This window comes from Coprococcus intestinalis, assembly GCF_023656595.1.
In the GTDB taxonomy this organism is placed as follows: domain Bacteria; phylum Bacillota; class Clostridia; order Lachnospirales; family Lachnospiraceae; genus Coprococcus_A; species Coprococcus_A intestinihominis.
In genome coordinates, this window is sequence record NZ_JAMOKJ010000011.1 from 49943 (window position 1) to 62960 (window position 13018).

A 13018-nucleotide genomic window follows, 5' to 3' on the forward strand; every position below is an offset into this window, starting at 1 on the left:
GTGTACCAAGTTATAATTATGGGGTTGAAAATAACAGTATACACAGATAATGTGGAAAAATGTGTATGACGTTTATATAGAAAATAACATTGAAAAAGAAATTCAAGAATGGGTAAATTCATTAAATTTAAAATAGAATAATAATTACATGAGTGACAGAAGATAAGAATCTGAATTCCCTGTCACTTTTATATTATTTGATAAGAAAAAAGAACTGGTTTATATCCGATAAGAATATAGACTGGTTCTTATTTTTAATATGCTATTATATACACAGGGAGTCGGGGAATGTCGAACTATAGCAAGCCGGAAAAGAAAGCATTGATATCGGTATGAAAGAGTTTTGCAAGTGCAACTAATTCAGATACCTTAATGTTCATGCGATTTGTTTCCAGTTTGGCATAGGTACTTTTGGTGATGGAGATACCCATAAGATTTAATTTTGCAACTACTTGGTCTTGAGTCATATTGTTTTTATATCGAATTGCTTGGATATTTTTACCAATATCCATATCTGGTCTAATCTTTTGCATAATGATGAACTCCCCTTATAAAATAAAAAGTTTCGTAATACAGAAACATATATATTGATTCTAAAGAATTTAAATTTTATAATGTTTCGTAATAAGGAATTATTTTTAACAGGAAGAGGTAAAAGTATAATGGATGTGGAGATGGAAAAGAGAAAATTTTTAAATCTATGTGGCAAAAGAGATCGAGCATTATTGTCAGATGAAAAAAGAATGACATTGGGGGATATGGAACGATTGACATATCTGACAGAATTTTTTGAACTGGAGAACTATGGAATCGCCTTATGGAAAGAATTTGGTGATGATGTAAAAGAGCCATTTGAAGCGATGATGAAAATGTTAGATGAGCCGGAGTGCATAGAAGATCGATGGCTTGATGACGAAGCAAAAGGGGAAAAGTGGTTGTTAGAATTTCAGGAACTGGCATTAACGGAAGAATACAGGGAATGGATTCGAAATTATATCGATAAAAAATATGAAGAAAGAGGATTACCATATCCGACAGGAGCAGACTTCGATTAAGAGGTCTGCTTTTTTCTGGTCTTTTGGGAGGTGATAAGAGGTGGAAGTAAGTATTTATGAACTCTTGGCGGCAGCAAGAGAATCGGCTAAATCTGATTATATAAAAGGGGACAGCATTTTGTGTGAGAAGAGATTTCATCCAGATACCCATTACATGGTAGAAATAGAACTGCTGAAAAATGATAACAAGCTGGGAAAAAAGGGCAATTATATACGGAAGTTTTTGACAGAACCGGAGTATCTTCCCATTTTACAAAAGCAGGAAAAACATCTCATAAAAATAAAAAGACAGGCAATTGTTCAAAAAGGAAACTTGCGATATATCCCTCCCCCGGACAGGCTGGACCGCCGCCGGGAGAGGGATCTTTTATAACCGGCTGGGAAGGAACAGTAGTGTTCCTCTGGCGATAGTGGTATAAAAAAGCCAGATTTTCCGCAGGTTTTGGGACGCTGGAACATAGAAAAGTGTTCACGAATGGCACTTTTGCAACGATCCGTTGCAGCAGTGACAACATTTTTGACCTTACGTTAAACAGAAAAAATGAAAGGATGTGATTGCGATAATCATAGGAATTGATCATGGCTATTATGCCATTAAAACAAGACAAGTGTCTTTCCCAAGTGGAATTATTGGGTATGATTACGAGCCGTATACCATGCAGAATGTTCTGCAATATCAAGGAAAGTATTATGTCTGCGGTACGGGAAGACAGACGCTGGTAAAAAATAAAACGTCCAATGATAATTATTATCTGCTGACGTTGGCAGCCATTGCAGAAGAAATCAAGCATCGGAAAGCGGAACGAAAGACAGAGGTAATTCTGGCTGTTGGACTTCCGCTTTCAAGTTTTGGAAGAGAGAAACAGGGATTCAGGGAGTATCTGTTGCGGAAAGAGCAGCCAGTGCGATTTTTATATGAAAGTGAGTTATATGAGATAACAATAAAAGATGTGAAACTGTTCCCACAGGGATACTCTGCGCTTGCTCTGCATCCAGAGTATCTGAAGAATGAACCGTCTGTTCTGCTTGTTGATATTGGTGGCTGGACCGTTGACCTTATGAGGCTGGACAATGCTGTTCCGAATGCAGCAACGTGCAGAAGTCTGGAACTTGGAGTAATCCGATGTATTGATGAGACAGCAGAACAAGTGCGTAGAAATACCGGACTGTCTGTGACAGAAACTCAAATTGAGCGTGTGCTTCGGAGGGAATCTTGCAGTATGGCAGAGGAGGCCAGACGGATCATACAGGAAAACGGACGGAAATATATAGAAAGAATACTGTCTGCGGTGACAGAATCCGGGTTTGATCTCCGGGCAGTACCCACCGTATTTATGGGGGGAGGCTCCGCAATTTTAAAACGCCACGTGACCGCACAGGACGCGATTTGCCGCCCCGTTTTTATAGAGGACGTCCATGCCAACGCAACAGGGTATGAACGGATTGTAGAGCAGATGTGGACGAGATGACACGCCCGGTATATTCGTTCCGCCCGAACCTGAAAAATCCAGAACACCAGAGGGCATGGGAGAAATTTCAAAGTGTTCCAGAAGGGCAGAAAAGCCAGTATCTGGTTCAGGCAATTCTGGAAAAAGAGGATCGGAAATGGATGGAAGAAGTCATTCAAAAGACGATAAAAGAAAGTGTTCGGGAATTAGGAATATGTGGCACTACGGAACAATTGAAAACGAAACCATCATCGGAAGAAATACCAGATCAGATGATGGATTTTCTATCTCAAATGGAAAATTTGTAAAGGGGGTGAGGCCTATGATTGCACGATACATACATTGTTGGATCTGCTAGGGGTAAGGCAAGAAATGCATCGATATCTTTGGTGGGTATTGTGAATAGCTTTCCATGCGGCTTTGGAGTATGTTGTGTGTAGCAAAAGTGAAAGGAGAAAGGTTATGGCAGAGATGAAAAATATCTGCGGAAAGATCCCGATGGACTTACATGAGAAAGTAAGAGAAGAGATTGAACTCACAGAAAGCAGCACACAAAAATTTTTACAACAGGTCATTGAAGAACATTTCAACAGAGTGGAAGGAAAAGGAGAAATAAGCATGGGAGCAGTAAGAACAGTAGCAGTACAGGTATCAGAGGAATTATTCCAGAGATTAAAAGTAGTCATCGGAAAGAAACACATGAAACAGAAAGACTTCTTAATTCAGATTATAGAAGAAGCACTGGAAAAGGTAGAGGTCGAATGGCAAAGCAAAGAGCAGCCTGAAGAATCCGAACAGACAACTGGAGAATTGGGAACAGAAGAAACTCAACCGGAAGAAAGAACTGAGCCGGAAAGGGAAAGTGAACCAGAAGAGGAAGCCGAACCGGATGGAGAAAGTGAACCGAAAGAGGAAAACAAACCAGAAGGGGAAAGTGAACCGGAAGAGGAAACTGAACCAGAAGGAGAGACTGATCCGGAAGAATCCAAAGCAGAAGAACCAACAGAATGGTAACCAATTGATACAGAATAACGAAGGGCGGTATGAGAGATCATGCCGCCTGTTTTTATCAGCAAAAAGGAGGTTGATAGCCGCAACCATTCAATTTTTTGATCTCTTTAGCGGAATCGGGGGATTTCGTGAAGGCTTAAGACGGGCAGGAAACTTTGTCTGTGTCGGACATTGCGAGGTGGATACTTATGCGGATAAGAACTACCGATTGCTGTTTGATACGGAAGGGGAGTGGTATTGTAATGACACAAGAACAATCGAACCAGAACGAATGCCAGATTTTGATTTACTCTGTGCAGGATTTCCTTGCCAGGCATTCTCTATCGCCGGAAAGCGAGAAGGATTTGCAGATGCAAGAGGAACTCTCTTTTTTGAAATTGCCCGGATTCTTGAAGCTAAAAGACCCTCGTATTTTATCCTTGAAAATGTTCCCGGTTTGTTATCGCATGACAAAGGCCGGACGTTTTGCACCATCCTCAGTACGCTTTCTGAACTGGGGTACCATGTCGAATGGAAAGTGCTTAACAGCAAGGATTTCGGAGTCCCCCAAGCAAGAAAACGGGTGTATATTGTCGGATATTTTGATTTCCGATGTGCCGGAAAAGTATTACCTGAACCAGAAACAAATGGAGCAGCTCTTGTTCAAGTCCGGGCAGGAAGTCAGGGGAAAAGAGTCTACAGTCCCAAAGGACTAAGCTGTACCCTGACATCACAGGCAGGTGGAATGGGCGGCAAGACAGGATTATATGATGTAGGTGTTCCAATCAAAGAGAATACAAAGCTCGGCTACAAACTTGCAAGAGAAGGGGACAGCATCGATCTGGGTTATGCGAATCTCAACAGCAGGAGAGGAAGAGTCGGACACCAGATCGCACATACCCTGACAACAGGTGTTCAACAGGGAACGCTGCACTTTGTCGATCTTTCACCTCCGCCGGTGGTAACGGAAGAATGCAGAAGCCTGAATACCAGACAATGCGGTGTCCACAAATACAAAGGAGAATGTTCTGGTGTATTAGCAGAGGATGGAGCAAGAGCAGTCTTAACACCAGCAAAAGAGAATGTTCGTCAGAACGGCAGACGTATGAAAGAACCCGAAGAACCGATGTTTACAATTACTGCAACCGATCGTCATGGCATCTTGTATCACGGCAGAATAAGAAGGTTAGTTCCGAGGGAATGTCTGCGACTGCAGGGTTATTACGACTGGCAGATTGATAAGATCATAGACAGCACTTCTGACGCACAGCTTTATAAACAGGCTGGAAACGGAGTAACTGTCAATGTTATCGAGGCAATTGGCAGATTGTTACAAAAGGCAGACTCCGAACTTAACACACAGAAAGTGTCTGAGAAAGGAATCCATTAGGCATGATCGGAATAAAAGACCAATACTTTGGCACAGAAATCGAAATGACAGGGATTACCAGACAACGTGCTGCAGAAGTTGTTGCTGAAATGTTTGGAACAGAAGCATATTATGACGGCACTACTTATGGAGTCTGGTCAGTGATAGATCTGGAAGGAAAAAAGTGGAAATTTATGTCTGATGGGAGCATTTATACACAACGGAAAGTATACGGTCGAATTGTAGACGCAGGTGGAGAATATTCAACAGAAATGGTATCACCGAAATTATCCTATGATGAAATGGGAAAGTTACAGGAAGTAGTACGATGTCTGCGACAGCATGGAGGTTTTGTAAATGAGTCCTGTGGTCAGCATGTTCATGTAGATGCATCGAATCATACACCGCAGAGTCTGAAAAATGCACTGACAATTATGTATGCAAAGGAAGATATCCTGTTCAAAGCACTGAAAGTGCAGGAGAGAAGAGCAAATAGTTATTGTCAGAGGGTGCGACCGGAGGTATTGGAGAAAATCCGAAAAATACCAAATAAATCAATCACAATGGACCGAGTAAGAAATGTCTGGTATGGAGGCAGGGATGGAAGTCATACCCATTATGATCATACCCGTTATTATGCTCTGAATCTTCATGCTGTGTTTTCCAAGGGAACTTTGGAATGGCGTTGTTTTGAAAGCACACTACATGCAGGAAAGGTGAGAGCAAATATTACACTGGCATTAGCCATTTCCGCACAGGCAATCAATCAGAGATCGACACAGATGAAAAAGACACTGATATCAGAAAACCCGGCATTTACATTTCGTACATTTTTATTGAGACTTGGGTTAATTGGAGACGAATATAAAAATGTTCGAAAACATCTGCTGGCAAATCTGGATGGTGATCTTGCGTGGAGATATGATAAAAGCACGTATGAGTGTCTGAAGAAAAATCAAAGGACAGAAGGAGTCAGATAGAGGTGAGAAAAAATGAAAGATAGATATTACTTCGCTTATGGCAGCAACATGAATCTGGAGCAGATGAAGTACAGGTGTCCGGCTGCGGAAGTTGTGGAAAACGTCCGGCTTGAAAATTATCGGCTGGCATTTCGGGGAAGGGCTCCGGGCAATGGGGTAGCAACGGTTCTGCCGGAAAAAGGAAGCTATGTCGAAGGAGTCTTATGGAAAATCACAGAAGCGTGTGAGAAGAGTCTGGATTTTTATGAAGGATTCCCAAGTTTTTATGGGAAAGAATCGATTCGGGTAAAAAATCAGGATGGTGTGGAGAAAGAAGTGTTTGTATATATGATGAACGCTCCGCACAAAGATGTTCCGGCAAAGCCATCGAAATTTTATCTGGATGGAATTCTGGAAGGATGTAAGGATAACCAGATTCCAACGGAGTCTGTCATGGAAGCGGTAAAACGTACCAGACAGGAAGTAAAAAAAGAAAAAAATCGATATGCAAGATAAAACGTACCGCAGAGGAAACATCTTCTGCGGTATTTTACTGAAAAAATCTATTTATAATAGGAAGGAAAAGCACATGAAGGTTAGAAAATTAAAGACCAGAATTGCTGCTTTTGGACTGGCTGTCCTGATGGGCATCAGTACCTTGAGCGGTGCGAATGCGTTTGCGGCCGAACAGACAGGCTCGGAACAGCAGACGGAAGTACAGGCATCTGAACAGGCGGTAACAAGCCAGAAAGATACATCAGTTACAGCAGATGATATCACAAAAGCAGTTTCAGATGATACATTTGCAGTGGAAACCAGTATGGAAGGAATCCATTATGATGCAGAAAAAGAAGATGTTACGCTTGTAAGTATCAAAGATGAGAATGGTGGAGAGTATCATTCAGACAAAGCAGGAACATATATTGCCACTTATATGGTCGTTCCAAAAGATAAGAGTGACAGCTATACCATCACCCGTAAAGTGACTCTGACGGATACCGAAGGACAGGCACATTCCGAAGAAAATGGTGGAGAGAAACAGAAGTCAGATACAGAATCTGAAGATGATTCGGATTCGCCTGTGCAGAACTACACAGATGTAGAAATTGAAACATCCGAAGAAGATGCATCTGCACAGGCAATCAAAGAACTGAAAGAGGACATCGAAGAGGGAAATGTGATGGTATTGTCTGCGGCTGAAAGAGCTACAAGCAGCGGTTCCACAGTTACATTGACAAAGGGGAGAACTATTTATTATCCAAGTTATATTGGAAATTATCTTACTTGCCTGTTTACAGTCAATGGAAAAATTGCATACTGCCTTCAGTCCCAGAAAGCATCCCCACCGAGTGGAAGTTATGTAGCACAGGTACTGGACAGCAATAAAAATCTGCAGAAAGTCCTTTATTATGGTTATGGCGGGGCAGGAGATCTGACAGGAAGTTATCTGTCTGGAAAAACGGAAGATGAAAAGTATGTGTATACACACATTGCAGCCAGCTATGCTTATGCAGGAGAAGCCGGATTTACAGGGTGTAATTATAATGACCTTGTAAATGCAGGGGTTATCGCATATATCAATTATCTGTTTGGACAGGAAGAACCGCCAAAAGGTGAACTGAGCCTTTCAAGCACAAAGCTGAATGCAGTACGGGATGGAAACATCCAGAAAACACCAAATATCACACTGTCTGGAGATCACAGAAACTATGTGACACTGAGTGTACCAGAAAATGTGACAGCACATAATCTTTCCAAAGGAACAAGTGTTACAAATGGAAAAATCCAGATTTATGGTGGAGATACATTCTATCTGTCCGCAGATTTATTACTGACAGGCAGTTATGCTTCCGGCAACTTATATGGTTCTGTCGGAAAGACATGGAGAACACTGGTGTTGACAACCGGAGATTCCAAGCAGGATATCGGTGTATTTGAAAGCGAAACAGCAGCGCCGGTAAGCTTCAGTGTACAGTGGCTGAATATGACACGCATTGAGTTGACGAAGAAAGATGTCAATACACAGAATCCACTGTCAGGAGCAGTTTATGGTATTTATACTGATAAGAAGTGTGAAAATCTGCTGATGACAATGTCAGCAACCGGAACAGACGGAAAAGCAGTCAGCGATTATTTTGATTCTGCACTGAAAACAGTGTACGTGAAAGAGATCACTGCTCCGACAGGATACAAACTGAATACAGAAGTATATAAAGTGGCTGTTACTGCCGGAAAGACAATGACTGTAACAGCAACAGATGAGAGAGTCACCGGAAAGGTGAAAATCGCAAAGATCGATAAAGAAACACTTGCATTTAAAGCGCAGGGGGACAGTGTTCTTCGTGGTGCTGTGTATGGTCTGTATGCAAAAGAGGACATCGTGCATCCGGATGGCACAACAGGGGTTCTGTATAAACAGGACAGCCTGATTGCACAGGGAGTCATCGGAGATGACGGAACACTGGAATTTTCAGAATTATACCTTGGAGAAATGTATGTAAAAGAGATCACTCCACCGGAAGGATATACACTGGATACTACCAAATACGAGGTATCAGTAACTTATGAAGGTCAGGATGTTGCCGAAGTGACAAGAGACCTTACGGTAAAAGAGCAGGTAAAGAAACAGGCATTCCAGTTAATCAAAATCAGTGAAGATGGAGAGCAGACAGAAACAGACCTGGTTGCAGGAGCAGGATTTAAGGTATATCTGATCAGCGACCTGACACAGGTAAAAAATGGAAAACTGAAGCCAGCCAATGGAGAAAGCTATACAGCAAGCGATTTCAAAAATTATGACTTCAGCAAAGAGCAGGTTGCAGTTACTTACGAGAATGGAACAGCCGTACCAGTACCAGAACTGATCACTGATACAAAAGGATATGCAGTCAGCCCGGAACTGCCGTATGGAAGTTATGTTGTAGTGGAAAGTACTACCCCTGAGAATTTGAAAACCATTGATCCATTTGTTGTAAATGTGGAAAATGACAGCAGAGAGCCAATGCAGTGGAGAGTATTTGATGACCGCCCGTTTGAATTTTTGCTGAAAATTGTAAAGAAGGATGCACAGACTGGAAATACTGTTTTAAAGGCTGGTGCTTCTTATAAGATTTACGATGTGACAAATAAGAAATATGTGGAACAGGTTGTTCAGTATCCGAAGAAAGAAAAGATCAGTGTATTCGAAACAAACGAGGAAGGATATCTGATCACACCGCAGGAACTGAAGTGCTCTACCTACCGAATCGAAGAAGTGAAAGCACCGGAAGGATTTGTAAGACAGGGAAGCGAGGAGTCCCTGTATGATGGAACAACGATTATTTCACCATTAGAACAGACTACAAAAGGAACATATAAAGAAAATCCACAGAGTGGTATTGTAATTACAGTATCCTCAAACACTGCACATCAGATTGATCCAGATACAGGAGCTGCGATTGTAGAGGTAGAACAGAAAAACGATGAACAGGTAGGAAGCCTGCTCCTGACGAAAAAGGGAGAACAGCTTACCGAAGTAACCGGAGATTCTGTTCTGGCAAAAGTAAAAGCACTGGTTTCAAAAGTAAGAAATGCCGTATCTGGAAAAGAAGAAACAGGTATTTATAAAGGCTTTAAATATGAAGAAACCGGAGTAGAAGGCGCTGAATTCGAAATATATGCCAAAGATACCATCTATTCACCGGACGGAGCAAAGGACGAAGCAGGAAATCCAGTTGTCCGATATGAGAAAGATGACCTGGTAGCCAAACTGACTACAGATGAAAATGGAACAGCAGTTATCAACAATCTGCCACTGGGAACGTATTATCTGAAAGAAGTTGTAGCAGGAGAGAATTTTGTCCTAAATACAGAACAGAAAGAATTTACCCTGACAGCAGAGGATGATACACAGGCAGTTGTTTATGAAGGCGTTACCTATAAAAATGAAAGACAGAAAGTTTTCGTATCAGTAGAAAAGAAAGATTCTGTCACAGGCGAAAAGTTGGAAGGTGTTATTTTTGGACTGTATGCTGCAGAAGATATTCTTTCTAATCAGGGAGAGGTTCTCGTAGAGAAAGATACCTTGCTGGAAAAGAAAGCAACGGATGCAAAGGGAACACTTACTTTCGACAGTGATCTTCCACATGGAAAATACTATGTCAAAGAGGAAGTCAGAAAAGCTGGATATCTTCCAAATGAGGAAGTATGGAATGTAGATGCAACTTACGAAAATCAGAATCTTGCAAAGATTGAACTGAACAAAGAAGTTGAGAATCAGCCGACAGAAACACGCATTACAAAAACAGATGCAACTACCGGAAATGAGCTGGAAGGAGCCAAACTGCAGGTCATTGATAAAGACGGAAATGTTGTGGAAGAATGGGTAAGCAGTAAGGAAGAACATGTCATTTACGGACTGCCGGAAGGAAGTTATACCTTACATGAGGAACTGGCTCCTTATGAAGATGGCTATGTGTCTGCCAGCGATGTGATGTTTGAAGTCAAAGAAGATGGCAGTGTGACAAAGGTTGAGATGAAAGATGAATATTCCAAAGTGGAAATTTCAAAAACAGACCTTACAACCGGAAAAGAACTGGAAGGGGCAAAGCTTCAGATTATCCGCAAAGACGGAACTGTTCTGGAAGAGTGGATTACAGATGGAAAACCACATTCCGTTGAAAAACTCCCAGTCAATGAAGAACTTACTCTGCGTGAGATCACAGCACCGGATGGTTACGAGATTGCGGAAGATGTCACATTTACATTGAAAGATACAATGGAAGTCCAGAAAGTAGAAATGAAAGATGCCAGAACACCGGAGAAAACAACAGAAAAAACAAATGCACCAAAAACAGGTGATAACCAGAAAATATGGGCGTTTGTTCTGCTTGCACTGGCATCTGCTGGAACAGCTACAGGAGTGACTGTATACCGCAGAAAGAAGTCAAAAATGACAGACAACAAAAAAGAAACAGAAGAAAAATAAAATAAGAATTACAGGATAAACCAATCTGACAGGGCAGGAGATGTGCATAAAGCAGCTTCTGCCCTGTCTGTATATAAGGAGAAGAATGATGAGACGTTTTTATACAGCAGAATCAGTAACAGAAGGACACCCAGACAAAGTATGCGATCAGATAGCAGATGCAATCTTAGATGAATGTCTGCGTTACGATCCATCTTCGAGAGTGGCGTGTGAAGTCCTTGCTACAAGAGGAAATGTGTTTGTAGCAGGAGAAATCACCAGCGGATATGAACCACCAGTGTTTGATGTGATCCGAAAAGTTTTAGAAGAGTGTGGATATTGTACAGATGGGATAGAAATGGATACGTTTGTACACCAGCAGAGTCCAGATATTGCGAAAGCAGTGAGTGTGTCGAAAGAATTTCGGGATAATATCGGCGCAAAATTAAGAGATAGAAGCAGGGGAGCTGGAGATCAGGGTGTTATGGTCGGATATGCGTGTGATGATACTCCGCAGCTTATGCCAATGCCGACTGTTCTGGCACACCGGATCACACGTGAACTTTCGGCTTGCAGAAGAAGCGGATATATCAAAGATATCTTTTCGGATGGAAAAGCACAGGTAACCGTAGAATATGAAGATGGAAAGCCAGTGAGACTGGAAAGTGTTGTTGTTTCCTGCCAGCATGGTGCAGAAAAGAGCCTGAAGAAGTTAGATGCCGAAATCAGAGAGAAAGTGCTTCGCTCAGCACTCAGATTACTGCCGCCGGATGAGGATACGAAGATTCTGATCAATCCGTCAGGAAAATTTGTGTGTGGAGGGTTTGATGCAGATACCGGACTGACCGGAAGAAAGCTGATGGTGGATACTTATGGAAGTATGGTTCCGCATGGCGGCGGTGCATTTTCAGGAAAGGACTGTTCGAAAGTAGACCGTTCGGCAGCTTATATGGCAAGGTATATCGCAAAAAATATAGTAGCTGCTGAGTTTGCAAGCAAGTGTCAGGTGTCTCTGGCTTATGCAATCGGAGTAGCAGAGCCGGTTATGATTGAGGTGGATACCTTTGATACAGGGAAAGTGTGTGCGGATGATTGTCTGGCGGCAGCAATCCCACTGGTGTTTGGAGTGACACCTGTTCAGATCATGGAATCCCTTCGACTGAACCGTCCGATTTTCCGGCAGACGGCAGTTTTTGGTCATTTTGGAAGAAAGGAGTTTCCTTGGGAGCGGACGGATAAGGTACTGGATCTTCAGGATGCAATTCTGTAATGCCCTGGGTAACGGAAGAAGAGATTCAGGCAGCAAAAAATATGACTGCGTATGAGTATTTGCGGACGCATCAGGCACAGCGGTTGCAAAAGACAAGAACCAGAAATGAATGGCAGTTGACGGACCATGACAGTTTTAAAATCAATGAACTGTCCAGCAAATGGCATTGGAAATCCAGAGATATCGGTGGCGTGTCCGCACTGCGGTTCCTGATTGAAGTAGATGGAATGAAATTTACAGATGCCGTAAAACTGTTGTGCGAAGAGAGTCCGTCTTTTATTCCGACACAGTCTGCGAAAAAGGAAAAACCACCCTTTAAGCTGCCGGAGAGATATTGTAATTGCAGACGAATCAGGGCTTATTTAAACCACAGAGGAATCAGCGATGAAGTGATCACGTATTGCATTTCGCATGAAATCCTTTATGAAAGTGTCCCGTACCATAACGCTGTTTTTGTTGGAAAAGATGAATCCGGAAAAGCAAGATATGCATTCCTGCGAGGAATCTATGAAAAAAACGGGAAAGGATTCAAGATGGAGCAGACCGGGAGTGAAAAAAAGTACAGCTTTTGTATTCCACCTGAAAGAGAAACAAAACGAGTTGTCGTATATGAAGCGTGTATTGATGCACTGGCCCACATGACACTGGAAGAAGGAAAGAGGGATAAATATCGTCTTTCCCTTGGAGGAATCGCTGCTCCGAAAGAAAACACACAGATACAGAGTGAACGTTTTAAAAAGCTGCCGGATGCACTGGAAGAGTTTCTGAAGAACCATCCGGAAATCAAAGAAATTGAAATCTGCACCGATAATGACTTTGCCGGGAGATGGGCGAAAGAACAGATGAAAAAACATTACGAGGGAACGTATCAGATTATTTGCAATCTGCCGGAAAAAGAAGGGGCAGATTATGCAGACCTTGCGAAAGAAAAAAAGCAGACAAATAAATGCAGGGACAGACCATTAGAAAGAAGGTGATAGAG

The 13018-nt window shown here is 42.1% G+C and carries 12 protein-coding genes; 11 read left to right on the forward strand and 1 reads right to left on the reverse strand.

All coding sequences use genetic code 11. The features are described from left to right. Positions 1-296: 296 nt before the first annotated feature. On the reverse strand, positions 297-533 hold the full coding sequence (locus tag NBH03_RS09430) for a helix-turn-helix domain-containing protein (RefSeq protein ID WP_250799456.1): 237 nt from the start codon (positions 531-533) through the stop codon (positions 297-299). Positions 534-662: 129 nt separating this feature from the next. Between NBH03_RS09430 and NBH03_RS09435 the strand changes: the two genes are divergently transcribed. From NBH03_RS09435 to NBH03_RS09485, 11 genes are all read left to right on the forward strand, one after another. Further along, positions 663-1055: a hypothetical protein gene (locus tag NBH03_RS09435; RefSeq protein ID WP_225877015.1), complete on the forward strand. Its 393-nt coding sequence runs from the start codon at positions 663-665 to the stop codon at positions 1053-1055. A gap of 40 nt (positions 1056-1095) precedes the next feature. Further along, a complete protein-coding gene (locus tag NBH03_RS09440; RefSeq protein WP_005341391.1) occupies positions 1096-1428 on the forward strand; it encodes a DUF5720 family protein in 333 nt (110 codons plus the stop codon). A gap of 187 nt (positions 1429-1615) precedes the next feature. Then, positions 1616-2524, forward strand: coding sequence for a ParM/StbA family protein (locus NBH03_RS09445; protein ID WP_044912250.1), 909 nt, complete (start codon positions 1616-1618; stop codon positions 2522-2524). Further along, positions 2521-2811: a hypothetical protein gene (locus NBH03_RS09450; protein ID WP_006426993.1), complete on the forward strand. Its 291-nt coding sequence runs from the start codon at positions 2521-2523 to the stop codon at positions 2809-2811. Before NBH03_RS09445 ends, NBH03_RS09450 begins: the two co-directional genes overlap by 4 nt. Before the next feature lie 154 nt (positions 2812-2965). Beyond that, positions 2966-3517: a hypothetical protein gene (locus tag NBH03_RS09455; RefSeq protein WP_007884604.1), complete on the forward strand. Its 552-nt coding sequence runs from the start codon at positions 2966-2968 to the stop codon at positions 3515-3517. Positions 3518-3587: 70 nt separating this feature from the next. Then, positions 3588-4883 carry a DNA (cytosine-5-)-methyltransferase gene (gene dcm / locus NBH03_RS09460; RefSeq protein WP_044919685.1) on the forward strand — a complete coding sequence of 432 codons (1296 nt, stop codon included), beginning with the start codon at positions 3588-3590 and terminating at the stop codon, positions 4881-4883. 2 nt (positions 4884-4885) lie between these two features. After that, complete coding sequence (locus NBH03_RS09465; protein ID WP_006426990.1) at positions 4886-5842, forward strand: amidoligase family protein; 957 nt, start codon at positions 4886-4888, stop codon at positions 5840-5842. Positions 5843-5854: 12 nt separating this feature from the next. Next, positions 5855-6337, forward strand: coding sequence for a gamma-glutamylcyclotransferase family protein (locus NBH03_RS09470; protein WP_006426989.1), 483 nt, complete (start codon positions 5855-5857; stop codon positions 6335-6337). 73 nt (positions 6338-6410) lie between these two features. Beyond that, the gene (locus tag NBH03_RS09475) at positions 6411-10787 is read left to right on the forward strand and encodes a SpaA isopeptide-forming pilin-related protein (protein WP_250799457.1); all 4377 of its coding nucleotides are present in this window, start codon (positions 6411-6413) and stop codon (positions 10785-10787) included. Positions 10788-10875: 88 nt separating this feature from the next. After that, positions 10876-12036, forward strand: coding sequence for a methionine adenosyltransferase (gene metK / locus NBH03_RS09480; protein WP_167528845.1), 1161 nt, complete (start codon positions 10876-10878; stop codon positions 12034-12036). Next, positions 12036-13013, forward strand: a complete 978-nt coding sequence (locus NBH03_RS09485) for a DUF3991 and TOPRIM domain-containing protein (RefSeq protein WP_006426986.1) — start codon at positions 12036-12038, stop codon at positions 13011-13013. The genes metK and NBH03_RS09485 overlap by 1 nt, the downstream gene beginning before the upstream one ends. Positions 13014-13018: the final 5 nt, after the last annotated feature.

What these genes read in the sequence shown, in the direction of transcription:
- NBH03_RS09465 (WP_006426990.1), top strand. Translation starts at nt 4,886, where the DNA reads ATGATCGGAATAAAAGACCAATACTTTGGCACAGAAATCGAAATGACA.
- NBH03_RS09435 (WP_225877015.1), top strand. Translation starts at nt 663, where the DNA reads ATGGATGTGGAGATGGAAAAGAGAAAATTTTTAAATCTATGTGGCAAA.
- NBH03_RS09485 (WP_006426986.1), top strand. Translation starts at nt 12,036, where the DNA reads ATGCCCTGGGTAACGGAAGAAGAGATTCAGGCAGCAAAAAATATGACT.
- NBH03_RS09470 (WP_006426989.1), top strand. Translation starts at nt 5,855, where the DNA reads ATGAAAGATAGATATTACTTCGCTTATGGCAGCAACATGAATCTGGAG.
- NBH03_RS09450 (WP_006426993.1), top strand. Translation starts at nt 2,521, where the DNA reads ATGACACGCCCGGTATATTCGTTCCGCCCGAACCTGAAAAATCCAGAA.
- NBH03_RS09455 (WP_007884604.1), top strand. Translation starts at nt 2,966, where the DNA reads ATGGCAGAGATGAAAAATATCTGCGGAAAGATCCCGATGGACTTACAT.
- NBH03_RS09430 (WP_250799456.1), bottom strand. Translation starts at nt 533, where the DNA reads ATGCAAAAGATTAGACCAGATATGGATATTGGTAAAAATATCCAAGCA.
- metK (WP_167528845.1), top strand. Translation starts at nt 10,876, where the DNA reads ATGAGACGTTTTTATACAGCAGAATCAGTAACAGAAGGACACCCAGAC.
- NBH03_RS09475 (WP_250799457.1), top strand. Translation starts at nt 6,411, where the DNA reads ATGAAGGTTAGAAAATTAAAGACCAGAATTGCTGCTTTTGGACTGGCT.